Origin of the sequence: Streptomyces sp. NPDC005811 (assembly GCF_040630405.1) — a bacterium.
GTDB lineage: Bacteria > Actinomycetota > Actinomycetes > Streptomycetales > Streptomycetaceae > Streptomyces.
Genome location: NZ_JBEXXK010000048.1, coordinates 11,776 through 33,113 on the forward strand (window position 1 = coordinate 11,776; position 21,338 = coordinate 33,113).

The 21,338-nt window shown below is 70.6% G+C and carries 18 protein-coding genes and 1 pseudogene; 11 read left to right on the forward strand and 8 right to left on the reverse strand.

What is annotated here, in order from left to right; all coding sequences use genetic code 11:
- Positions 1 to 203 precede the first annotated feature (203 nt).
- Positions 204 to 1,046, forward strand: coding sequence for a DUF6083 domain-containing protein (locus ABZ490_RS38460; protein ID WP_359001385.1), 843 nt, complete (start codon positions 204 to 206; stop codon positions 1,044 to 1,046).
- Here ABZ490_RS38460 and ABZ490_RS38465 read toward each other — a convergent pair.
- Both ABZ490_RS38465 and ABZ490_RS38470 read right to left on the reverse strand, forming a co-directional pair.
- Positions 992 to 1,453 (reverse strand): hypothetical protein, encoded by a 462-nt coding sequence (locus ABZ490_RS38465; RefSeq protein ID WP_359001388.1) that lies wholly within the window; start codon positions 1,451 to 1,453, stop codon positions 992 to 994. The two genes, ABZ490_RS38460 and ABZ490_RS38465, sit on opposite strands and share 55 nt — an antisense overlap.
- A 61-nt stretch (positions 1,454 to 1,514) precedes the next feature.
- Positions 1,515 to 1,745 carry a hypothetical protein gene (locus ABZ490_RS38470; RefSeq protein WP_359001391.1) on the reverse strand — a complete coding sequence of 77 codons (231 nt, stop codon included), beginning with the start codon at positions 1,743 to 1,745 and terminating at the stop codon, positions 1,515 to 1,517.
- Between the two features lie 275 nt (positions 1,746 to 2,020).
- Between ABZ490_RS38470 and ABZ490_RS38475 the strand changes: the two genes are divergently transcribed.
- Both ABZ490_RS38475 and ABZ490_RS38480 read left to right on the forward strand, forming a co-directional pair.
- On the forward strand, positions 2,021 to 2,554 hold the full coding sequence (locus tag ABZ490_RS38475; protein ID WP_359001394.1) for a DUF4365 domain-containing protein: 534 nt from the start codon (positions 2,021 to 2,023) through the stop codon (positions 2,552 to 2,554).
- A complete protein-coding gene (locus tag ABZ490_RS38480; protein WP_359001397.1) occupies positions 2,551 to 3,756 on the forward strand; it encodes a hypothetical protein in 1,206 nt (401 codons plus the stop codon). Before ABZ490_RS38475 ends, ABZ490_RS38480 begins: the two co-directional genes overlap by 4 nt.
- 212 nt (positions 3,757 to 3,968) lie before the next feature.
- Here ABZ490_RS38480 and ABZ490_RS38485 read toward each other — a convergent pair whose 3' ends face one another.
- The 3 genes and pseudogenes from ABZ490_RS38485 to ssd all read right to left on the reverse strand — a co-directional run bounded on the left by ABZ490_RS38485 (position 3,969) and on the right by ssd (position 6,626).
- Entirely contained in the window at positions 3,969 to 4,355 is a 387-nt protein-coding gene (locus ABZ490_RS38485) for a hypothetical protein (RefSeq protein ID WP_359001399.1), read from the reverse strand.
- Positions 4,356 to 4,578: 223 nt separating this feature from the next.
- Positions 4,579 to 5,421, reverse strand: a pseudogene (locus ABZ490_RS38490) (TadA family conjugal transfer-associated ATPase); the annotation flags it as partial.
- Positions 5,422 to 5,522: 101 nt separating this feature from the next.
- Positions 5,523 to 6,626: a septum site-determining protein Ssd gene (gene ssd / locus ABZ490_RS38495; RefSeq protein WP_359001403.1), complete on the reverse strand. Its 1,104-nt coding sequence runs from the start codon at positions 6,624 to 6,626 to the stop codon at positions 5,523 to 5,525.
- A gap of 581 nt (positions 6,627 to 7,207) precedes the next feature.
- Between ssd and ABZ490_RS38500 the strand changes: the two genes are divergently transcribed.
- Entirely contained in the window at positions 7,208 to 8,041 is an 834-nt protein-coding gene (locus ABZ490_RS38500; protein WP_359001406.1) for an HAD family hydrolase, read from the forward strand.
- 344 nt (positions 8,042 to 8,385) lie between these two features.
- Here ABZ490_RS38500 and ABZ490_RS38505 read toward each other — a convergent pair whose 3' ends face one another.
- On the reverse strand, positions 8,386 to 9,210 hold the full coding sequence (locus ABZ490_RS38505; RefSeq protein ID WP_359001409.1) for an oxidoreductase: 825 nt from the start codon (positions 9,208 to 9,210) through the stop codon (positions 8,386 to 8,388).
- 101 nt (positions 9,211 to 9,311) lie between these two features.
- Between ABZ490_RS38505 and ABZ490_RS38510 the strand changes: the two genes are divergently transcribed.
- Positions 9,312 to 10,292 (forward strand): ATP-binding protein, encoded by a 981-nt coding sequence (locus ABZ490_RS38510; protein ID WP_359001412.1) that lies wholly within the window; start codon positions 9,312 to 9,314, stop codon positions 10,290 to 10,292.
- A gap of 44 nt (positions 10,293 to 10,336) precedes the next feature.
- On the opposite strand, the gene ABZ490_RS38515 is transcribed toward ABZ490_RS38510, so the two are convergent.
- Entirely contained in the window at positions 10,337 to 11,602 is a 1,266-nt protein-coding gene (locus tag ABZ490_RS38515; RefSeq protein ID WP_359001416.1) for a hypothetical protein, read from the reverse strand.
- 336 nt (positions 11,603 to 11,938) lie between these two features.
- Between ABZ490_RS38515 and ABZ490_RS38520 the strand changes: the two genes are divergently transcribed.
- The 6 genes from ABZ490_RS38520 to ABZ490_RS38545 all read left to right on the forward strand — a co-directional run bounded on the left by ABZ490_RS38520 (position 11,939) and on the right by ABZ490_RS38545 (position 20,093).
- Positions 11,939 to 14,407, forward strand: coding sequence for a SulP family inorganic anion transporter (locus ABZ490_RS38520; RefSeq protein ID WP_359001419.1), 2,469 nt, complete (start codon positions 11,939 to 11,941; stop codon positions 14,405 to 14,407).
- A 168-nt stretch (positions 14,408 to 14,575) separates the two neighbouring features.
- Positions 14,576 to 16,531, forward strand: coding sequence for an acetate--CoA ligase (acs, locus tag ABZ490_RS38525; RefSeq protein WP_359001422.1), 1,956 nt, complete (start codon positions 14,576 to 14,578; stop codon positions 16,529 to 16,531).
- A 236-nt stretch (positions 16,532 to 16,767) separates the two neighbouring features.
- The gene (gene nhaA / locus ABZ490_RS38530; RefSeq protein WP_359001425.1) at positions 16,768 to 18,297 is read left to right on the forward strand and encodes a Na+/H+ antiporter NhaA; all 1,530 of its coding nucleotides are present in this window, start codon (positions 16,768 to 16,770) and stop codon (positions 18,295 to 18,297) included.
- A 38-nt stretch (positions 18,298 to 18,335) separates the two neighbouring features.
- Positions 18,336 to 18,824 carry a phage holin family protein gene (locus tag ABZ490_RS38535; protein WP_359001428.1) on the forward strand — a complete coding sequence of 163 codons (489 nt, stop codon included), beginning with the start codon at positions 18,336 to 18,338 and terminating at the stop codon, positions 18,822 to 18,824.
- Positions 18,821 to 19,771, forward strand: coding sequence for an alpha/beta hydrolase (locus ABZ490_RS38540; protein WP_359001431.1), 951 nt, complete (start codon positions 18,821 to 18,823; stop codon positions 19,769 to 19,771). Before ABZ490_RS38535 ends, ABZ490_RS38540 begins: the two co-directional genes overlap by 4 nt.
- A 139-nt stretch (positions 19,772 to 19,910) precedes the next feature.
- On the forward strand, positions 19,911 to 20,093 hold the full coding sequence (locus ABZ490_RS38545; protein ID WP_359001433.1) for a hypothetical protein: 183 nt from the start codon (positions 19,911 to 19,913) through the stop codon (positions 20,091 to 20,093).
- A gap of 37 nt (positions 20,094 to 20,130) precedes the next feature.
- On the opposite strand, the gene ABZ490_RS38550 is transcribed toward ABZ490_RS38545, so the two are convergent.
- A complete protein-coding gene (locus ABZ490_RS38550; RefSeq protein ID WP_359001435.1) occupies positions 20,131 to 21,330 on the reverse strand; it encodes a MarP family serine protease in 1,200 nt (399 codons plus the stop codon).
- Positions 21,331 to 21,338: the final 8 nt, after the last annotated feature.

The window sequence follows — 21,338 nt, forward strand, 5'->3', positions numbered from 1 at the left end:
GACGGCGCGGGCTGCCGCGAATCACCTGAACCGGCGACAGCTCACCGAACAGGTGATCAGTCGTTCGTACTCCTGTCGCTCCTTGTTGGTCTGCCCGGGGGATCCGGCGGGCCGGGTGCTGTCGGCGCGGCGTGTTGGCTGGCAGCTTCGCCCGCATGTGCTCTTCACCTCATCCTTCTGCGCGACGCTGGGACGGCAGCCGCGTGAGCGCCCCACCCCGCAGGTCCCTGCGGGTCGACCCGGAGGGCGTCAGCCGGCTGCTGCGCTGCGGCCAGACCGCGTCCTGCCGCGAGTGCGGCAATCCGGTCGAGTGGTACGTGCGCAGCAACGAGCGCCGGGTGCGACTGCATCCGCACGAGATGCCCGCCAGCCGGGTGCCGGAGTCCTGCCGCTGGCACGTCAGCTCCGGCGTCGCTCATCCCTCGGGCGACGGAAGCAGCTGGTGCCGCCTGCCGCACGCCGTACTGTGTCCCGCGCGTCCGGCGCCGCCGGACGCGCTCCAGCTCTCGGGGCTGCGTCGGTCTCTTGCGCTGCGAACGCGCAGACTGCTGGATGCCGGGGTCTTCGCCCCGTCCGCGGCCCCGCCGCAGAACGGCCCTCGACCGGATGAGGAGGTCTGCCGCCCGGCCAGGCCCGTGGTGCAACTGCTGTACCTGCGCTACCTGGCGTCCTGCCCCATCGAGGAGATCCAGTGCGTCACCCAGACCCGGCGACGGGTGCGCTGCAGCGCCAAGGTGCTCGGCCCTGGTGCTCTGCGTGGCGTGTGGAATCTGGTGCCCGTGAGCGTGCAGCGCGGTCAACTGGCGCTGCCGTCGGACGTCATGGCCGTCTACAGCCTGTCCGCGCTGCCGTATCAGGAGCAGTTGCGCTGGCGCAGTCAGCGGTGTCTTCAGCATGACGCCACCCCTACGGCCGGTGATCTCGCTGTGGCGGACTGGGAGCCCTTCGACCCGCTCCGCCACCACGAACACATCCACACGCGCCTGCCCGCTCACCGGCGCCGTCCCGGTCCCGGCAGTCCCGCACCGCGGCAGGCCCACTCGTGACGATGCGCCAGTACGCTGTCGAGATCTCCTTGACCAGACCCGCTACCGCCCGGGAGCTCGACCGGGCCCGTCGCAGGATGTTGTTCGCGGCGAACGCCGACCGCACCCGGCTGATGACGGTGCACAGCGGCACGAGTCCGGGCCGCGCGCTGCACCGGCTGCGGCGCCGGCTGGACGATGTTCTGCCGATCGACGTGCTGACCACGCACTACCCCGATCGTGATGGCCGCGTCCTGCTCAATGTCGACCTCCCCCAGGACGTCGATGCCGCGATCCGCCGGGAGGCGGGCGCCAGCGGCCGGCGTCCTCGGGACGTCCTTGGTGAGCGGATCACGACCGGTCTCGCGCGCGAGCGACGCGAGAGGCGTCACCGTCTTGAGTCGCAGTTGCACGCTCTGCTCGCCCATCACACTCCGCAGGACGTGCTGGCCTGCGCAGCCGCGCTCCTTTCGAGGACGCCGGACTGCGTCAGCCCGCCCAGCCCACGTCGATCACCTCGATGCCGCCGAGGAACGCGGTGAACGACACCCACGAGCGGGGCCCGAACACCACCGCCGCATGCCACCCGCCGGGCGTGGGCCACCCGCACGGCCGCACCAGCGCCGCGGCAATCGTCTCCATGACCTCCTGCCGTCCCTCCGGCGGCAGTTCATCCAGCGCATCCTCCGCCCGGATAGCCAGATCAACCTCGTACGGCACAACGCACCCCCGTGCTCGTGATCAGCGAAGCCCACACCGTACGGGCCTCCCGCCGGTTACGCGCCAGCCTGTGGATAACTGTGCAGCGCGAGGCTTCGGGCACTCGCCCCACGCGGCGCCTCGGCCCGCGGCCGCGAGCGACTGCCCGGCGACGGCGTGCGGTCTCGATCTGGTGAACTGGCGACCACAGACTTCAGTCGAGGCGTGGCGGCAGCTACGGTGCGGATCTGGACCAGGCTCGGGGGGGTTGAATGTCAGGTCTGCCCAATCATCGTGTGCCGGTTGTCGGGGCAGAGAGCGGGAGCCTGCCCATCACAGCCCAGCAGGAGCACTTCAGCCTGGCATTCACCCACATGGTGACGTACGCGGCCGGCTTCTCGATCAAGAGCCACCAGACGGACTTCGACGGGGTCGACATCACCATCGTGTCGTCTGCGGAGTACGAGACGTACTACTGCCCGGAGTTCGAGCTCCAGCTCAAGTGCACGACGCAGCATCACCTCCTCAAGGAGGACCACATGTCGTGGCCCCTGGAGGCCAAGCCATACCGAAAGCTCACCCATCCAAAGCGGTACAATCCGGCTGTTCTGGGAGTGCTGCTCATCCCTGACGAACAGGACGCCCTACTGGAGCAGGACGAGGCCGCATTGCTGACGCGAAGTCGCATGTACTGGGAGTGGGCGAACCAGCTCAGCCCCTTGCCCGACGGGCAGGAGTCCAAGACAGTCCACTTGCCGCGGGCGAACCTCTTCGACGTTGCTCAGCTTCAGGACATCATGGCAGCCATCGGAGAAGGGGGTGACTGGTGAATACCTCGACACGCGACGGCTACCGCGAGGTCAGCGAGTTGCTCACTCCTTCCGCGGTCTCCCAGTACCTCGCTGCTCATCGGTGGGTCCTGGAGGCCAGCCAGCGCAACGTCAGGGAGGTCTGGCGTCTCCCCGGCGACACAGGCGGTGACCGCGCACGCATCATGCTGCCGCTGGCCACGGACTTCGCGGACTTCCGGCAGCGCTTCACCGATACCCTCCTGGCACTCGGAAGGATCTACGACTCGGATCCCGGCGAACTGCAGGAGCGCATCGTCGCCACCCACGCCGACCTCTTCTTCGTCCGGCTGGACCAGGTTGTGCTCGACGGAACCATCCCCTTCCGCCAGGCCGAGGCCACCATCGAGTCCCTCCACAAGATGCTCAAGGCCGCAGCTACCACCGCAGCCGACCCGTACCACTCTCACGTCGGTCGACGTCCGGCGCGTGTCAGCGAGTTCCTCGAGGACGATGTCCGGCTCGGCCACACCAAGAAGGGCAGTTTCGTCTTCACCGTGGTCACCCGGCTGAGTGATCCCGAGAGCACCGAACCGGAGCAAGACCCTGTGGTACAGGGCTTCCCGCGCAAGGTAATGGAGACCCTGGCACGAGGTCTGCACACCACACGGGGCCTTGCCGAGCACTGGAACGCACAAGTGCTCGATGCCCCTGGCGACTTCGGTATCAGCGCCAGCCTCGTCGAGTCTCTCGAAGAAATGACGCAGCCCCAGGGACTACGCGCGCTGGACCTGTCGTTCCAATGGGCCGCCGGCGAAGAACCGCCGCAGGTGGACGGCTCATCCATCGTTCTCGACCGGGACGTCATCGCCGCCCTGCCCGCCGTCCGCGAACGCCTCGTGCGGCAGGAAGAACCCCCACGCGAAGAGACCCTCCGGGGTTTGGTGACAAGCCTCCACCAGGAAGTGTCCGACGACGAGGAGACCGCCGAGGTCATCGTCAAAGCCGATGTACGCGGCCGCGTCAGGAACGTCCGGATGCAGCTCACCGGGGAGGGCCACCAGTGGGCCATCCTCGCCTACCAGCACAAGCTCCCATTCACCGTCACAGGTGACCTGGCATTCGAGCGCCGAGCCTGGTGGCTGACCGGAGACGTACGGGTCGACCCGAGCTTCCTACAGCACACGATGGAAAGCAGCGACTGGAGGCCGCACACTCCAAGTCCGCGTTCCCCCGACGCCTAGACGTACCGGCATTCTTGTTCACCTGTCGGCGTGATCTGCGGCCTACAAGCTGTCGTTGCCGCGACAACCCGGTAGCTGCGGCCGACAGAAGCGACCCCAGGACCGCCCATCGATCATCTGGCAGATCGCCCGGCCCAACACGAAGATCGTCAAGAAGGGCGGCGATCTTCGAGACACGGCCTAACCATCCCGCCCCGATCTCATCCGCGAAGTCACTGGCGGACAGGATCCTGAGTGCTGATCGTCGGCGTCATAGTGTCCCTTCCTCCACCTCGGTGGCAGCGCTCAGCCTCATACACGCAGGAGGCCGGCGGTAGTTGGTGCTCGGCGCTTCCTTCGTCCTGTCCCTGCAGGAGGAGCACGAGAAGTGTCACGACGACGGCGCCCACGGTGACGGGCGTCGCCAGTCCCTTCCACTTGTAGGCCACGTAAGCGGTCAGCAGACCAACCAGAACAAACCGCCTGTCGTTGACAACCTCCCCAGGCCCCCGGAGCCGGCCTGTAAGGCGGACCACGGTCATCTTCTCCGCGGACGCTGCCGCAGAGCAGTTCAACCAGGTCCACACCATGATCACAGCGCCGAGCGGCATCGCCGACACCGGTGCTCACCTCCACCCTCGGCGAACTGGCGCACGAGAGGACGGCTCTACCCCGCCACCCGCGGACAGTCGCCACAACATGGCCGCCGGCAGGCCCCGAATGAGACGCCACTACGCCCGGCGGACCACAATCACACAGGGTGAGCGCACTGAAATCTTTCGTGCGCTACTGAAATCTTCACTGAAATGAATCTTGCGCTACTGAAATCTTTAGTGACGTCCGACAGCCGCCCTCGTGGCCCGTGTTGAGCGCGGCCAGCAGATGGACCACCTCCGGTCCGCGCACCTCGCCCACGACGAGCCGGTCCGGGCGCATCCGCAGGGCCTGCCGCACCAGGTCCTCGAGCGTGACTAGCCCGGCGCCCTCCTGGTTGGCGGGTCTGGTCTCCAGGCGGACCACGTGCGGATGGTCCGGTCGCAGCTCCGCGGAGTCCTCGGCGAGCACGATCCGCTCCCCGGGGCCGACCAGGCCGAGCAGTGCGCTCAGCAGGGTCGTCTTGCCGCTGCCGGTGCCTCCGCTGACCAGGAAGGACAGCCGTGCCCGGAGCAGGGCCCGCAGCACCCGGTCGCCGCCCGGCGGCACGGTGCCCGCGGCCACGAGCTCGTCGAGCGTGAACGCCCGCGGCCGGACCACGCGCAGCGACAGACAGGCGCAGCCGACGGCCACCGGGGGCAGCACGGCATGCAGCCGGGTCCCGTCGGGCAGCCGGGCGTCGGCCCAGGGCCGGGCGTCGTCCAGGCGCCGTCCGGCCACGGCGGCCAGGCGCTGCGCGAGACGTCGTACGGCCGCGGCGTCGGGGAAGGTGACGGCGGTCAGCTCCAGGCCGCCGCCCCGGTCGACCCAGACCCGGTCCGGGGCCGACACCAGGACGTCGGTCACCGAGGGATCGGCGAGCAACGGTTCCAGGGGTCCGCTGCCGATCAGCTCGGAGCGCAGGTGCTCGGCCGCGACGAGCACCTCGGCGTCCCCGAGCACCCGCCCCTGTTCCCGCAGGGCCTGTGCCACGCGCGCGGGCGTCGGCTCGGCCCCGCTCGCGGCGAGCCACTGCCGTACGCCGTCCAGCAGCGCGCCTTCCAGCGCCGGTGCCGGGCTGACGCGTGCCGTGCTGAGGCGTGCCGTGCTGACGCGTGCCGCGCCGAGGCGTGCCGTACTCACACGTTCGGTGCTCACGCGCCACCCGCCTCGATGAGCGCCCGCTCCCAGAACTGCTTGCAGAAGCGGGCGAGGGGCCCGCGCGCGGCAGCGCCCGGGGGCGCCTTGCCGCCGTCGGGGCGGAGCAGTGCCTGCTCCACGGGCACCTCGCCGACCAGGGGCAGCCGGAGCAGTGTGGCCACCTCGCGGTCGTCGAGGCCGGGGGCGTACGGGCCCCGTACCGCCACCCTGAGGTCCCGTAGGACCATCCCGGCCGCGGCGGCCACCCGGCCGGCGGCCGCGACGGCGCGCAGTTCGGCGGGGACCACGAGGAGTCCGAGGTCGACCTGGGCGAGTGCCTCGGCAACCCCGTCGTCGATGCGGCGCGGCAGATCCACGACGACCGTGCCGCCCCGGCGGCGGGCGGCGGCGAGGACCGCGCGGACGGCCTGCGGCGGGACGGCGACGCAGTCGCCGCGGTCCCAGCTGAGCACGCGCAGCGCGTGCAGTTCGGGCAGGGACTCCTCCAGGGCGCCGCCGCCGACCCGTCCGCGTGAGGAGGCGAAGGCGGGCCAGCGCAGGCCTTCGGTCGCCTCTCCGCCGAGCAGGACGTCGAGTCCGCCGCCGAGCGGGTCGGCGTCCACCAGGAGGGTGCGCAGGCCTTCGCGCGCGGAGGTGACAGCGAGGGCGCACGCGAGCGTGGACGCTCCGGCGCCTCCGCGGCCGCCGATGACGCCGACGGTGAGCGCCGGCCGGCCGACGCCCTCGGCGACATCGGCGATGCGGTCGACGAGCCACTGTTCGCCGTCGGGCAGCATCAGGACGTGGTCGGCGCCGATCTCGACGGCGCGCTGCCAGACGCCGGGGTCGTCCTGGTCGCGTCCGACGAGGACCACTCCGCGTCTGCGGGTGGCTCCGCGCACCCGGCGGGCGGCGTCGTCGCCGACGAGGACGAGCGGTGCGCTCTCCCAGCTGCCGCGGCGCTCCGGTACCGAGGGATGCACCTCGGGGGTGGCGCCGGCGGCGGCGCACAGGCGCAGCAGGTCGTCGAGGAGGTCGGCGTCCTCCGTGACGATGAGCGGTTTGCCCTGCCGGTGGGAAGCGGCGGGCGGCGGGTCGTGCGTGACGGCTCCGGCCATGTTTTTCGTCCCCCTTTGTCGTGGGTCGCGCGGCCGCTGCGGCCCCGCGATTCCCGAGCGTGCGAAGAACCGGACAACCGGCCTCCGCGAGAACGGCCGACGGAAACCGGCCGCGCGCACCCGGCAAACGGAACCGGTCATGAACTCCCGGCCCGAGCGGACGCGTCGGAATCACGGTGCGACGAACCCGGAAATCTTGTGGATCTTGGTGAAAATCTGTGGACGAGTGGCCGGTTGTGAATATCGCCGTCACCCCTACCGGTGATGGCCATCCGTCTCCTGTGCGACTCCCGTAGAGCAGTCCGATCGCTACCCAACGTGACGGATCACGGACATGCCGAAGGGGCGGCCTGAGCCGCCTCGCAGACGCGGCCACACCGCGCGAAGAAGGGGAAAATACACCCGGACATGCGACGACCCCCGCCGGGGGGGAGAGCGGGGGTCGTCTCCACGGCCGACTCGGGGGGGGAGGAGCCGGACCGGGTTAGCACGGTCGCGAACGATCCGTGACTTCCATGGTGTACCCGAGAGCCCTCTCAGGCAAACCCACGCGCCCACCTTACGCCGAATGGGCTGCCCCTATGCTCTTGGTTGTGGAAAACCACTCCTTGCCCCGCACAGCGGCCTTCTTTGACCTGGACAAGACGGTCATTGCGAAGTCGAGCACGCTCACCTTCAGCAAGTCCTTCTACCAAGGCGGTCTGATCAACCGCAGGGCCGCCTTGCGGACCGCATATGCCCAGTTCGTCTTCCTCGTGGGCGGTATGGACCACGACCAGATGGAGCGGACCCGGGAGTACCTGTCCGGGATGGTGCGCGGCTGGAACGTGCAGCAGGTGAAGGAGATCGTCGCCGAGACCCTGCACGACCTGATCGACCCGCTCATCTACGACGAGGCGGCCTCCCTCATCGAGGAGCACCACACGGCCGGCCGCGATGTCGTGATCGTGTCCACGTCGGGCGCGGAGGTGGTCGAGCCGATCGGCGAACTGCTGGGCGCGGACCGTGTGGTGGCCACCCGGATGGTGGTCGGCGAGGACGGCTGCTACACCGGCGAGGTGGAGTACTACGCCTACGGCCCGACGAAGGCGGAGGCGATCAAGGAGCTGGCCGTTTCGGAGGGGTACGACCTGGAGCGCTGTTTCGCCTACAGCGACTCGGCGACCGATCTGCCGATGCTCCAGGCGGTGGGCCGTCCGCACGCCGTGAACCCGGACCGGGCCCTGCGGCGCGAGGCCGTCGCGCGCGGGTGGCCGATTCTCGACTTCCACCGGCCCGTACGGCTCAAGCAGCGGATCCCCTCGTTCTCCGTGCCGCCGCGCCCGGCCCTTGTCGCGGCGGCCGCCATAGGCGCGGCGGCGGCGACGGCGGGCCTGGTCTGGTACGCGAGTCGGCGCCGGGCGGCGACCGTCTGAGCTGCGAAGACCGTTTCCAACCTGTTTGGCGGTAAAAGTAAAGAACTGGCGGCGGGGGTTCCGCTTGTCCTGGTCCTGGAGTAGAAAGGACTCAACGGCCCGCGAGACCAAGGACATCCGAAAGGATCACCTTAATAACGCATTTGGCCCCACGGACCGATGTATGGACATCGAGCACCCACGCGACGTCGACCCGTCGATTACGGGCCAGCCGCACCAGGTCACGGGCAAGGATCCCGGCCTGATGGGCACCATATCGAGGACGCTTGGTAACCCGGTGGACATGCCAGCGGCGGTACGAATTCTCGTACCGCCGCAACCCGTTTCCGGGGACTTTCCCGCCTCTACGCCGCGCCGCGCTGCAGCGCCTCGCACACCGCCGTCGACTCGCGGGCGCCCAGCTCGACGGCCCTGCCGCAGTGCGTGATCCAGGCCGCCATGCCCTCCGGGGTCCCGGACACATAGCCGTCCAGCGCCGCCAGATAGGCAGCGCGGCCCAGTTCCGCGTGACCCACCTCGGCCGGGCAGACCGACTTGGGGTCGAGACCGCTGCCGATCAGCACGATGCGCTCGGCGGCGCGCGCGACCAGGCCGTTGCGCGAGGTGAAGGGGCGCAGGGCGAGCAGCTCGCCGTGCACCACGGCGGCCGTCACCAGGGCGGGCGCCGAGCTCCCCGCGATGATCAGCTCAGCGAGCCCGTCCAGCCGGCCGGCCACTTCACCGGCTCCGGGCAGCGGCAGCTCGACGAGCGGCTCGTCGACCGGCTCCCCGGCCTGCCGCGGCCGTCCGATCTCGTCGCCGCCGCCCGCCGCGGCCACCAGATGCAGCCGCGCGAGCACCCGCAGCGGCGACTGCCGCCAGATGGACAGCAGCTGCCCCGCCTCGGCGGTCAGCCGCAGGGCGGCACCCATCACCCGTGCCTCGTCGTCGACGCCGAAGTCGCTGCGCCGGCGCACCTCCTCCAGGGCCCAGTCCGCGCCGGACAGCGCCGCCGAACCACGGGCGCCACGCAGGGCGGCCTCGGAGGTGACCGCGTTGCTGCGGCGCCGCATGACCCGGTGTCCGTAGACCCGGTCCACGGCCTTGCGCACGGACTCCACGGACTCGGCCACACCGGGCAGCGAGCCCAGGGCCGCGAGCGGATCGGCGGACGCGCCTGTCGTACTCATGAGTACGACATTACGCACCCTGCGGCCGCACCCCTCGAAGGAGTGGTCTTCTTCACGCACCGCTGCCACGCACAGCTATCGTCGCACTACTCTTGGTGAACATGAAAATTGCTTTCGTCGGGAAGGGCGGCAGCGGCAAGACCACGCTGTCGTCCCTGTTCATCCGCCATCTCGCCGCCCTGGGCGCTCCCGTGCTCGCCGTGGACGCGGACATCAACCAGCATCTGGGACCCGCTCTCGGCCTCGACGAGAGCGAGGCCGCCGCCCTGCCCGCGCTGGGCGAGCACCTGCCGTTGATCAAGGAGTATCTGCGCGGCTCCAACCCGCGCATCGCCTCCGCCGACTCGATGATCAAGACGACCCCGCCCGGCCGGGGCTCCCGGCTGCTGCGGGTGCGCGAGGACAATCCGGTCTACGACACCTGTGCCCGGCCGGTGGAACTCGACGGCGGCGCCGTCCGTTTGATGGTCACGGGCCCCTTCACGGACGCCGACCTGGGGGTCGCCTGCTACCACTCCAAGACGGGAGCGGTGGAGCTCTGTCTGAACCACCTGGTGGACGGCCTCGACGAGTACGTCGTGGTCGACATGACGGCGGGCTCGGACTCCTTCGCCTCCGGCCTGTTCACCCGCTTCGACGTCACGTTCCTCGTCGCCGAGCCGACCCGGAAGGGGGTCTCCGTCTACCGTCAGTACAAGGAGTACGCCCGCGACTTCGGCGTCGAGCTGAGGGTCGTCGGCAACAAGGTGCAAGGGCAGGACGACCTCGACTTCCTCCGCGCCGAAGTCGGTGACGACCTGCTCGTCACGGTCGGGCACTCGGACTGGGTGCGCGCCATGGAGAAGGGCCGGCCGCCCCGGTTCCACCACCTGGACGCGGCCGACCGCGACGCCCTGCGCCTGCTGCGGACGACCGTCGACGCCGCCCACGAGCGCCGCGACCGGGACCGCTACACGCGCCAGATGGTGCACTTCCACCTGAAGAACGCCCAGTCCTGGGGCAACGAACGCACCGGGGCCGACCTGGCGGCCCAGGTCGACCCCGACTTCGTCCTCGGCGAGGGCGTGGCCGCCGCCGTCTAGCACCCCGGCCCAACACACCGGGACGGCGGCTACCGGGACGGCGGCTACCGCCGGGCCGTCGGGGCGCCCGGCACGCCCTTGGGGGCCGGAGCGGGCCCGTCGGCCAGGAAGGACGCCCAGCCCTGGCTCGGGGTCTCGCCGACGTCCAGCGAGCGCAGCTTGCTCAGGGTCTGCGGGTCCTGGGCGTCCAGCCAGTCGGCCAGCTGCCGGAAGGACACACAGCGCACGTCGGCCTGGTTGCAGACGGTCTCCACGACCTCGTCGACGGCGCGCATGTACGTTCCGCCGTTCCAGGACTCGAAGTGGTTGCCGATGATCAGCGGAGCGCGGTTGCCGTTGTAGGCGCGATGGAAGCCCCGGAGCAGGCCGTCCCGCATCTGCTCGCCCCAGTACGCGCGCTTGGCGGGGTCGCCCTGGGTCTTGGTGCCGGACTGGTTGACCATGAAGTTGTAGTCCATGGTGAGCTGCTCGTAGGTGTGTCCCGGGAAGGGCACGAGCTGCATCGACAGGTCCCACAGACCCATCCGCTTGCGGGGCCAGACCTGCTGGTTGACGCCGCTCGTGTCATAGCGGAAGCCCATGCGGCTCGCCGCCCGCATGAAGTTCTTCTGGCCCTCCAGGCAGGGGGTGCGGGCGCCGATCAGCTCCTTGTCGTAGTCGAAGGGCAGCGGGGCGGCCTTCGTCATGCCGGTGTTGGTCCTCCAGGTCTTCACGAACTGCTTGGCCTGGGCGATCTCGTCCCGCCACTCCGCCGGGGACCACTCGCCGACCCCGCCGTTCTTTCCGCAGAAGTGGCCGTTGAAGTGGGTGCCGATCTCGTTGCCCTCCAGCCACGCCAGCCGGAGCTGCTCCACCGTGTCGGCGATGCCCTGCTCGTCGTTGAAGCCGATGTCGGAGCGGCCCGGCGAGTGCTGCGGGGGCCGGTAGAGGTCGGCCTTCTCCTCCGGGAGCATGTACACGCCGCTGAGGAAGTACGTCATGGTCGCGTGGTTGGCCTTGGACACCTTGCGGAAGTGCGAGAACAGCTTCTGGCTGTCCTCCCCGGCCCCGTCCCAGGAGAACACCACGAACTGCGGGGGCTTCTGACCGGGCTTCAGGCGTTGCGGTCGGGGCAGGTGCGGCTGCGGTCCGGTGTACGCGGTGGAGCCGTCGCCGATCAGCCGGACCACGTGCTTGGGCGCCGGGGCGCCCTTGCGCGGGGTCGGCTTTGCCGTCTTGGAGGCGTCGGTTCCCGTCGCACAACCGGCGAGTGATGCGGCGGCCGTCGCGGCGACCACGACGGCCGCGGCGATTCTCTGGGTGGCGGTCATGTTCCGCCCACCTTCTTCCTTCTCTCGGCCCACGCCGACGAGGGCGTTCTGTCGGTGCGTGCCGGGGCGAGCCGGCAGCGCGGTCAAGGTCGCACGGGACCGAGAAGGAATTAATACGACAAGCCGATGAAATGACCACTTCACCCAAGGGGGTGATTCATTGCCCTATTTGCCACATAAATCCATGCCTGACCTTTACTCTGCATTACGATCGTTTTACCGAGCGTTGAATTTTCATCCCGCCGCTGTACGCCGTGACCCACGGCCGCGACCGCCCCCGCCATCGACGGGGGACCACCAGTTCCGCGACCGCGCTGCCCCGGAGGAGACGGGAACATGTCAGCCTGCGTCCCCACTCGTACGTCCGACTCGACGCGCGCCCGGCGCGCCCACCCGCCCCACAGCCCCCCGCCGGGCCCGCACCGCCGCTTCCGCCTCGCGGGCGCCGACGTGTCCGCCTCGATCGCGGTCTTCCTGATCGCCCTCCCCCTGTCCCTGGGCATCGCCCTGGCCACCGGAGCCCCCCTCCAGGCCGGTCTCGTGGCCGCCGCCGTGGGCGGGATCGTCGCCGGCTGCGTCGGCGGCTCCCCGCTCCAGGTCAGCGGCCCCGCCGCCGGGCTCACCGTGGTCACGGCCGACCTCATCCAGCGCTACGGCTGGCGGACGACCTGTGCCGTCACCGTGCTCGCCGGACTCACCCAACTGGGCCTCGGCTGTCTGCGCGTGGCACGCACCGCGCTCGCCGTCAGCCCCGCCATCGTGCACGGCATGCTCGCCGGCATCGGCGTCACCATCGCCGTCGCCCAGCTGCACATCGTCCTGGGCGGCACCCCACAGAGCTCCGTCCCGGCCAACCTCCGCGCCCTGCCCGCCCAGCTGGCCGGACTCCAGCCCGCCGCTCTCGCCGTGAGCACCCTGACCCTGAGCCTGCTCATGCTCTGGCCACGGATCCCCGGCCGGGCGGGCCGGCTGCTGCGCAGGGTGCCCGCCGCACTCGTCGCCGTCGCCGGCGCCACCGTCGCGGCGTCCCTGGCCGGCCTCACCCTGCCCAAGGTCGACCTCCCCGCCTGGCGCAGCCACGCCCTGGCCGGTCTTCCCGAGGGTCCGGCGCTCGGCGTCGCGGCGGCCGTCCTCACCATCACCCTGGTGTGCAGCGTGCAGTCGCTGCTCGGCGCGGTCGCCGTCGACAAGCTGATCTCCTCCCGCGCCGACCTCATCTCCTCACCCACGGGCCGCGCCCCGCGTGTCGGCCGCTCCGACCTCGACCGTGAGCTGCTCGGTCAGGGGGCCGCCAACATCGTCTCCGGCGCGCTCGGCGGACTGCCCGTCGCCGGTGTGGCCGTGCGCAGTTCGGCGAATGTCCAATCGGGGGCCGTGAGCCGGAACTCCACGATGCTGCACGGCGTTCTCGTAGTGATCGCCGCGCTGCTGATGGTCCCGGTCCTGGAGCTCATCCCGCTCGCCTCGCTCGCCGCCCTGGTGATGGCCGTCGGCATCCAGATGGTGTCCCTGCACCACATCCGTACGGTGACCCGCCACCGGGAGGTGCTGGTGTACGCCGTCACCACCCTCGGCGTGGTGTTCCTCGGCGTCCTCCAGGGCGTGACGCTGGGGATCGCGGTCGCCGTCGCCGTCGCCCTCAACCGCCTCACCCACACCCGCATCACCCACGACGAACAGGAAGGAGTCCATCACGTCCATGTGCGCGGCCAGTTGACGTTCCTCGCGGTGCCACGGCTGAGCCGGGCCCTGCACCTCGTACCCCACGGCACCCCCGTCGTGGTGGAGCTGGACGGCTCCTTCATGGACCACGCGGCGTACGAGGCCCTCCAGGACTGGCAGAAGACCCATACCGCCCAGGGCGGCACCGTCGAACTGACCGGCCGCAGACTCGGCACGGCGGCCACCGCCGTGCCCCCCACCGGCGCCGGTGCCGACTGCCGCTGCCGGCCCTGGACGCCTTGGCGCAACCACCAGTGCGAGCTGCCGCGCCCCGCACCGGCCACGGGTTCCGCCTCCGAGGCCTCGAGCCGGCCGGGCGGGCCCAGCGCGCCCGTCCGACCCGACACGCCGCATGAGCCGGGTGAGGCGCACGAGCCGACCCGGGCGAGCGGCACGGCCGGGCCCGCAGGACCCGGGGCCGACGGGAGTCACCCCCTGGTCCGCGGCATCAGCGCCTTCCAGCGGAACACCGCTCCGCTGGTGCGCGGGGAGTTGGCGCGGCTGGCCCGGGAGGGGCAGCAGCCGACGCAGCTGTTCCTCACGTGCGCCGACTCGCGGCTGGTCACCTCGATGATCACCTCCAGTGGTCCGGGCGACCTGTTCGTGGTGCGCAACGTGGGCAACCTGGTGCCACCGCCGGACGAGGAGAGCGGGGACGACTCGGTCGGGGCCGCCATCGAGTACGCGGTGGACGTGCTGAAGGTGCGGTCCATCACGGTGTGCGGGCACTCCGGGTGCGGGGCCATGCAGGCGCTGCTCGGCTCCGAACCCGGCGGGGAGCAGACGCCGTTGAAGCGGTGGCTGCGGCACGGGCTGCCGAGCCTGGAGCGGATGGCCGACGACGACCGGCCCTGGGCCCGGCTGGCCGGCCGGTCACCGGCGGACGCGGTCGAGCAGCTCTGTCTGACGAACGTGGTCCAGCAGCTGGATCATCTGCGGGCCCACACATCGGTGGCGCGCGCCCTGCGGGCCGGGGCGCTGGAGCTGCACGGGCTGTACTTCCATGTGGGCGAGGCCCAGACGTATCTGCTCACCGGGAACGACGGCAGCGAGCTGTTCGATCATGTCGGCCATCGAGTGTGAAAGGCGTTACACCGGCTGAACTCCGTCCGGCCCCCGTCCGTGGGTACGGATGACCCGACACACACGAATAGGTCTAAACCAATTTTCGGTCGGGCCTTGTCACCGGGCCCCCGGTTCTGATGAGCTGTGGCCTGGGACACAACGGACACCCTTCGAGAGGGAGATGTCGTGAGCAACGAAAGCCTGGCCAACCTGCTCAAGGAAGAGCGCAGGTTCGCGCCGCCCGCCGACCTGGCCGCGAACGCCAACGTCACGGCGGAGGCGTACGAACAGGCCAAGGCTGACAGGCTCGGCTTCTGGGCCGAGCAGGCCCGTCGGCTGACCTGGGCCAAGGAGCCGACGCAGACGCTGGACTGGTCGAACCCGCCGTTCGCGAAGTGGTTCGAGGACGGCGAACTCAACGTCGCGTACAACTGCGTCGACCGTCATGTGGAGGCCGGGCACGGCGACCGGGTCGCGATCCACTTCGAGGGCGAGCCGGGCGACAGCCGCGCGCTCACCTACGCCGAGCTCAAGGACGAGGTGTCGAAGGCGGCCAACGCGCTGCTGGAACTGGGCGTCCGCAAGGGCGACCGGGTCGCGGTCTACATGCCGATGATCCCGGAGACGGCGGTCGCGATGCTGGCCTGCGCCCGCATCGGCGCCGCACACTCCGTCGTCTTCGGCGGCTTCAGCGCGGACGCGCTGGCGACCCGGATCCAGGACGCGGACGCCAAGGTGGTCATCACGGCGGACGGCGGGTACCGGCGCGGCAAGCCGTCCGCGCTCAAGCCGGCCGTCGACGACGCGATCCGCAAGGCCGGCGACGTCGAGCACGTGCTGGTGGTCCGCCGTACCGGCCAGGAGGTCGCCTGGGACGACAGCCGGGACGTGTGGTGGGACGAGATCGTCGAGCGCCAGTCCGCCGAGCACACCCCCGAGGCCTTCGGCGCCGAGCAGCCGCTCTTCATCCTCTACACGTCCGGCACGACGGGTAAGCCGAAGGGCATCCTGCACACCTCCGGCGGCTACCTCACCCAGGCGGCGTACACGCACCACGCGGTCTTCGACCTCAAGCCGGAGACCGACGTGTACTGGTGCACCGCCGACGTCGGCTGGGTCACCGGGCACTCGTACATCGTCTACGGGCCGCTGGCGAACGGCGCGACGCAGGTGATGTACGAGGGCACGCCGGACACCCCGCACCAGGGGCGCTTCTGGGAGATCGTGCAGAAGTACGGGGTGACGATCCTGTACACCGCCCCGACGGCGATCCGTACGTTCATGAAGTGGGGCGACGACATCCCCGCGAAGTTCGACCTGAGCAGCCTGCGGGTGCTCGGCTCGGTCGGCGAGCCCATCAACCCCGAGGCCTGGGTCTGGTACCGCAAGCACATCGGCGCCGACCTGACCCCCGTCGTGGACACCTGGTGGCAGACCGAGACCGGCGCGATGATGATCTCGCCGCTGCCGGGCGTCACCGAGACCAAGCCCGGGTCGGCCCAGCGCCCGCTGCCCGGTATCTCCGCGACCGTCGTCGACGACGAGGCGAACGAGGTCCCGAACGGCGGCGGTGGCTACCTGGTCCTGACCGAGCCGTGGCCGTCGATGCTCCGCACCATCTGGGGCGACGACCAGCGCTTCCTCGACACCTACTGGTCGCGGTTCGAGGGCAAGTACTTCGCGGGCGACGGCGCGAAGAAGGACGACGACGGGGACATCTGGCTGCTGGGCCGGGTGGACGACGTGATGCTCGTCTCCGGGCACAACATCTCCACCACCGAGGTCGAGTCGGCGCTCGTGTCGCATCCGTCGGTCGCCGAGGCGGCCGTGGTCGGCGCGGCCGACGAGACGACCGGACAGGCGATCGTCGCGTTCGTCATCCTGCGCGGCACCGCCGCCGAGTCCGAGGGCCTGGTCGCCGAGCTGCGCAACCACGTCGGCGCGACCCTCGGCCCGATCGCCAAGCCCAAGGAGATCCACCCGGTCACCGAGCTGCCCAAGACCCGCTCCGGCAAGATCATGCGCCGGCTGCTGCGGGACATCGCCGAGAAGCGCGAACTCGGCGACGTGACCACCCTGACCGATTCATCAGTCATGTCCCTTATCCAGGCAAAGCTCCCGTCCGCACCCAGCGAGGACTGAGTACGACCCCGGGGCCGAGCGCCTCGGGACGGGCATCCGGGACGGGCATCCGGCGACGCGAGGACCGCGCCGGGTGCCTGTTTCGCGCCTATCGTGGGGATCACCTGACCACAGACCCGAGCCCACCGCGCGCACCGAGCGCACCACGCGCACTTTAGGTAAACTAAACAAAACAGGTGCGCCGGGAAGTCTGGTCGGCATGCGTTCCGCCATGCCCACGACCGGAGGTCACCACCGTGCCCGCGCCCCGCAGCACCGCCCGCCGACTCTTCGGACGGCTCTCCCTCCCCGAGCGCACGTACGTCACGGACGCCCTGCGGACCGAGACCGTCGGCGGTGTCCTGCTGCTCCTCGCCGCCGTGGCCGCACTGCTCTGGGCGAACGTCCCCGCGCTGCACGACAGCTACGAGACCGTCAGCCACTACCACCTCGGCCCCGAGGCCCTCGGACTGCACCTGTCGGTCGAGCACTGGGCCGCCGACGGCCTCCTCGCGGTCTTCTTCTTCGTCGCCGGCATCGAACTCAAGCGCGAGCTGGTCGCCGGGGAGCTGAAGGACCCTCGGGCCGCTGCCCTGCCCGTCGCGGCCGCGCTGTGCGGCATGGCCGTACCGGCGCTCGTCTACACCGTCACCAACCTCACCGGAGGCGGCGACACGGGTGGCTGGGCGGTGCCCACCGCCACCGACATCGCCTTCGCGCTCGCCGTGCTCGCCGTCATCGGCACCTCGCTGCCGGGCGCCCTGCGCGCCTTCCTGCTCACCCTCGCCGTCGTCGACGACCTGTTCGCGATCCTGATCATCGCGGTCTTCTTCACCGACACGATCCACTTCGCCGCGCTGGGCGGCGCCGTCGCCGGCCTCGCCGTCTTCTGGGTGCTGCTGCGCACGGGCGTGCGCGGCTGGTACGTGTACGTCCCGCTCGCGCTGGTGATCTGGGCGCTGATGTACAACAGCGGCGTCCACGCGACCATCGCCGGCGTCGCCATGGGCCTGATGCTGCGCTGCACCACCCGCGAGGGCGAGGAGCACTCCCCCGGCGAGCACATCGAGCACCTGGTGCGCCCGCTCTCTGCGGGTCTCGCCGTGCCCCTGTTCGCGCTGTTCAGCGCGGGGGTGACGCTCTCGGGCGGGGCGCTCGGCGAGGTGTTCACCCGGCCGGAGACCCTCGGGGTCGTCCTCGGACTCGTCGTCGGCAAGACGGTCGGCATCTTCGGCGGCACCTGGCTGACCGCCCGCTTCACCCGGGCCTCCCTCAGCGAGGACCTGGCCTGGGCGGACGTCCTCGCCGTCGCCTCGCTCGCCGGCATCGGCTTCACCGTCTCGCTGCTCATCGGCGAACTGGCCTTCGTCGGCGAACCGACCCTCACCGACGAGGTCAAGGCCGCGGTCCTGACGGGCTCACTCATCGCGGCGACCTGCGCGACCGTCCTGCTGAAGCTGCGCAACGCCCGCTACCGCCGGATCCAGGAGACCGAGGAGCGCGACGAGGACAGCGACGGCATCCCGGACGTCTACGAGCAGGACGACCCGGCGTACCACCTGCGGATGGCCGGGATCCATGACCGCAAGGCCGCCGAGCACCGCCGTATCGCCGCGGAGATCACCCGCGAGAGGGCCGCCGGGACAGCCGCGGGAACGAGCCCGGGAACAGACCCGGGAACGGACGCGGGAACGGACACGGGAACGGACACGGAGGCGGATCCCGCGCACCGGATGGCGGCCGAAGTGCCGGGCGGGGCGGGCGAGGACGGCCGCAGTCCGGCATGATCTGACGGGACGGTACAAAAGAAGTGAGGGAGACCGCGATGAGCGCACCCGACGGCAGCCCGGTCGGCGCCGAAGCCAGCATCGGCCAGCTGTTCGCCTCGGCGACGACCGAGATGTCGGCGCTGGTGCACGACGAGATCGCGCTGGCGAAGGCGCAGCTCAAGCAGGACGTGAAGCGCGGCGCGGCGAGCGGCGGGGCGTTCACGGTGGCCGGCGCGGTCCTGGTGTTCTCCCTGCCGATGCTGAACTTCGCGCTGGCGTACGGCATCCGGACCTGGAGCGACTGGAACCTCGCGATCTGCTTCCTGCTGTCCTTCGCGGCGAACGTGCTCGTCGCGCTCGTCCTGGTGCTGATCGGCGTGGTGTTCGCGAAGAAGGCCAAGAAGAGCCAGGGTCCGCAGAAGGTGGCCGCGTCGATGAAGGAGAGCGCGGGCGTCCTGCAGAACGCCAAGCCGCACCCGCGGCCGGAGCTGCCCCAGGACCGGGTCCCCGCGGCCATCGAGGCTGTGGCACGCTCGACGTCATGACGGACCCCGCCACCCCTTCGGCGCAGCCCACCTCGGTCGTACGACCGGAATACGCCGCCGGCACCAAGGTGACCCATCGTGAGGTGGCCGCGAACGGCGCCCGCTTCCACATCGCGGAGGCCGGTGACGGACCGCTGGTCATGCTCGTCCACGGCTTCCCGCAGTTCTGGTGGACCTGGCGGCACCAGCTCGGCGCGCTCGCCGACGCCGGGTTCCGGGCCGTCGCCATGGACCTGCGGGGCGTGGGCGGCAGCGACCGCACGCCCCGGGGCTACGACCCGGCCAACCTCGCCCTCGATATCACCGGCGTGATCCGCTCGCTCGGCGAGCCGGACGCCGCGCTCGTCGGCCACGACCTGGGCGGCTATCTGGCGTGGACGGCCGCCGTGATGCGCCCCAAGCTGGTCCGGCGGCTCGCGGTGGCCTCGATGCCGCACCCGCGGCGCTGGCGCTCGGCGATGCTCGCCGACGTCCGGCAGTCCGCCGCGAGCTCCCACATCTGGGGCTTCCAGCGGCCGTGGATCCCCGAGCGGCAGCTCACCGCCGACGACGGCGAACTGGTGGCCCGGCTGATCCGGGAGTGGTCCGGGCCACGGCCGCCGGAGGACGAGGTGCTGGAGACGTACCGGCGCGCCATGTGCATCCCCTCCACCGCGCACTGCTCGGTGGAGCCGTACCGGTGGCTGGTGCGCTCGATGGCGCGGCCGGACGGCGTCCAGTTCTACCGGCGCATGAAGCGGCCCGTGCGCGTCCCCACGCTCCACCTGCACGGGTCGCTCGACCCGGTGATGCGCACCCGCAGCGCGGCCGGCTCCGGCGAGTACGTGGAGGCGCCGTACCGCTGGCGGCTCTTCGACGGACTGGGCCACTTCCCCCACGAGGAGGATCCGGTCGCTTTCTCCACAGAACTGGTCAATTGGCTGAAGGATCCGGAACCGGATCGGTGACCGACCTGTCGCGCCCGGTGTCCACCGCCGGATGCCGCGGGAAACGCCTGTACGACAAGCGGCCAATTGCCCGGCGCATAGGCCAATTGGCGGGCCTCGGGGCGGTTATCGACCTTGGGGCGGGGGCAGACGTCGGGGTATGGGCTGGACGCACGACTACAGTGACGCAGCACGCAACCGCCGCTCGGCCGCTGGCCTGAGCTCCCACCAACGAGGTGCAGACCCGCAGCTGACGGGCTCCGACCTCCGGGTGGGCATTCCGCGCATCCTGCGCCGCCGGGCCCGCTGGGTCTCGGTACGCCTGCGTCACCCTCGAGGCTGACGCCCCCGACCGTCTCGACGAGCCGACCGCCCCGCCCCTAGAGGGCGCAGCGGTCGCTGTCCACCTGCTGACCCGCGGTACGTCCCTCGGTGATGTCCTGCTGGATCTCTTCCGCGGTGAGCGCGTACCCGGTGGCGGCGTCGTCGAGCGACTTCGCGAACACCACGCCGTACACCCGCCCGTCGGGGGTGAGCAGCGGTCCGCCGGAGTTGCCCTGACGGACGGTCGTGTAGAGCGAGTACACCTCACGGCGCACGGTGCCGCGGTGGTAGATGTCCGGGCCGTTGGCCGTGATGCGCCCGCGCACCCGCGCGGCACGGACGTCGTACGACCCGTTCTCCGGGAACCCGGCGACGATCGCGTCGGCGCCGGTGGACGCGACGCCGGTGGTGAACTTCAGCACGGGCGCGTCGAGGTCCGGTACGTCGAGCACGGCGATGTCGCGCTTCCAGTCGTACAGGACGACCGTCGCGTCGTACTTGCGGCCCTCGCCGCCGATCTGGACGGTCGGTTCGTCGACGCCGCCCACGACATGCGCGTTGGTCATGACGCGGCGCTCGCCGAAGACGAAGCCGGTGCCCTCCAGGACCTTGCCGCAACTCTCGGCGGTGCCCATCACCTTGACGATGGAGCGCTGCGCGCGCGTGGCGACGGGGCTGCCCGCGAGGGCCGGGTCGGGCGGCTGGACGTCGGTGATCGGCTCGTTGGCGAACGGGCTGAAGACCTGGGGGAAGCCGTTCTGCGCGAGGACGGAGGAGAAGTCGGCGAACCAGGTGTCGGCCTGGGCGGGCAGCGCCCGGGACACCCCTTGGAGCACCGTGGAGTTGCGGACCTCCTTGCCGAGGGTCGGCAGGGTGGTGCCGGCCAGGGCGGAGCCGATCAGCCAGGCCACGAGCAGCATGGCGACGACGTTCACCAGCGCGCCGCCGGTGGCGTCCAGGGCGCGGGCCGGGGACCAGGTGATGTACCGGCGCAGCTTGTTGCCGAGATGGGTCGTCAGGGCCTGTCCGACCGAGGCGCAGACGATCACGACGACGACGGCGACGACGGCGGCCGTGGTGCTGACCTCGGCGTTGTCGGTGAGCCAGTCCCAGATGAGCGGCAGCAGGTAGACGGCGACCAGGCCGCCGCCCAGGAAGCCGATCACCGACAGGATGCCGACGACGAAGCCCTGGCGGAAGCCGACCACCGCGAACCAGACGGCCGCGACCAGCAACAAGATGTCCAGCACGTTCACGGGGTTCA

What these genes read in the sequence shown, in the direction of transcription:
- ABZ490_RS38465 (WP_359001388.1), bottom strand. Translation starts at nt 1,453, where the DNA reads ATGGGCGAGCAGAGCGTGCAACTGCGACTCAAGACGGTGACGCCTCTC.
- ABZ490_RS38515 (WP_359001416.1), bottom strand. Translation starts at nt 11,602, where the DNA reads ATGACCGCCACCCAGAGAATCGCCGCGGCCGTCGTGGTCGCCGCGACG.
- ABZ490_RS38545 (WP_359001433.1), top strand. Translation starts at nt 19,911, where the DNA reads ATGGGCTGGACGCACGACTACAGTGACGCAGCACGCAACCGCCGCTCG.
- ABZ490_RS38540 (WP_359001431.1), top strand. Translation starts at nt 18,821, where the DNA reads ATGACGGACCCCGCCACCCCTTCGGCGCAGCCCACCTCGGTCGTACGA.
- ABZ490_RS38500 (WP_359001406.1), top strand. Translation starts at nt 7,208, where the DNA reads ATGCTCTTGGTTGTGGAAAACCACTCCTTGCCCCGCACAGCGGCCTTC.
- ABZ490_RS38505 (WP_359001409.1), bottom strand. Translation starts at nt 9,210, where the DNA reads ATGAGTACGACAGGCGCGTCCGCCGATCCGCTCGCGGCCCTGGGCTCG.
- ABZ490_RS38520 (WP_359001419.1), top strand. Translation starts at nt 11,939, where the DNA reads ATGTCAGCCTGCGTCCCCACTCGTACGTCCGACTCGACGCGCGCCCGG.
- ABZ490_RS38510 (WP_359001412.1), top strand. Translation starts at nt 9,312, where the DNA reads ATGAAAATTGCTTTCGTCGGGAAGGGCGGCAGCGGCAAGACCACGCTG.
- ssd (WP_359001403.1), bottom strand. Translation starts at nt 6,626, where the DNA reads ATGGCCGGAGCCGTCACGCACGACCCGCCGCCCGCCGCTTCCCACCGG.
- ABZ490_RS38535 (WP_359001428.1), top strand. Translation starts at nt 18,336, where the DNA reads ATGAGCGCACCCGACGGCAGCCCGGTCGGCGCCGAAGCCAGCATCGGC.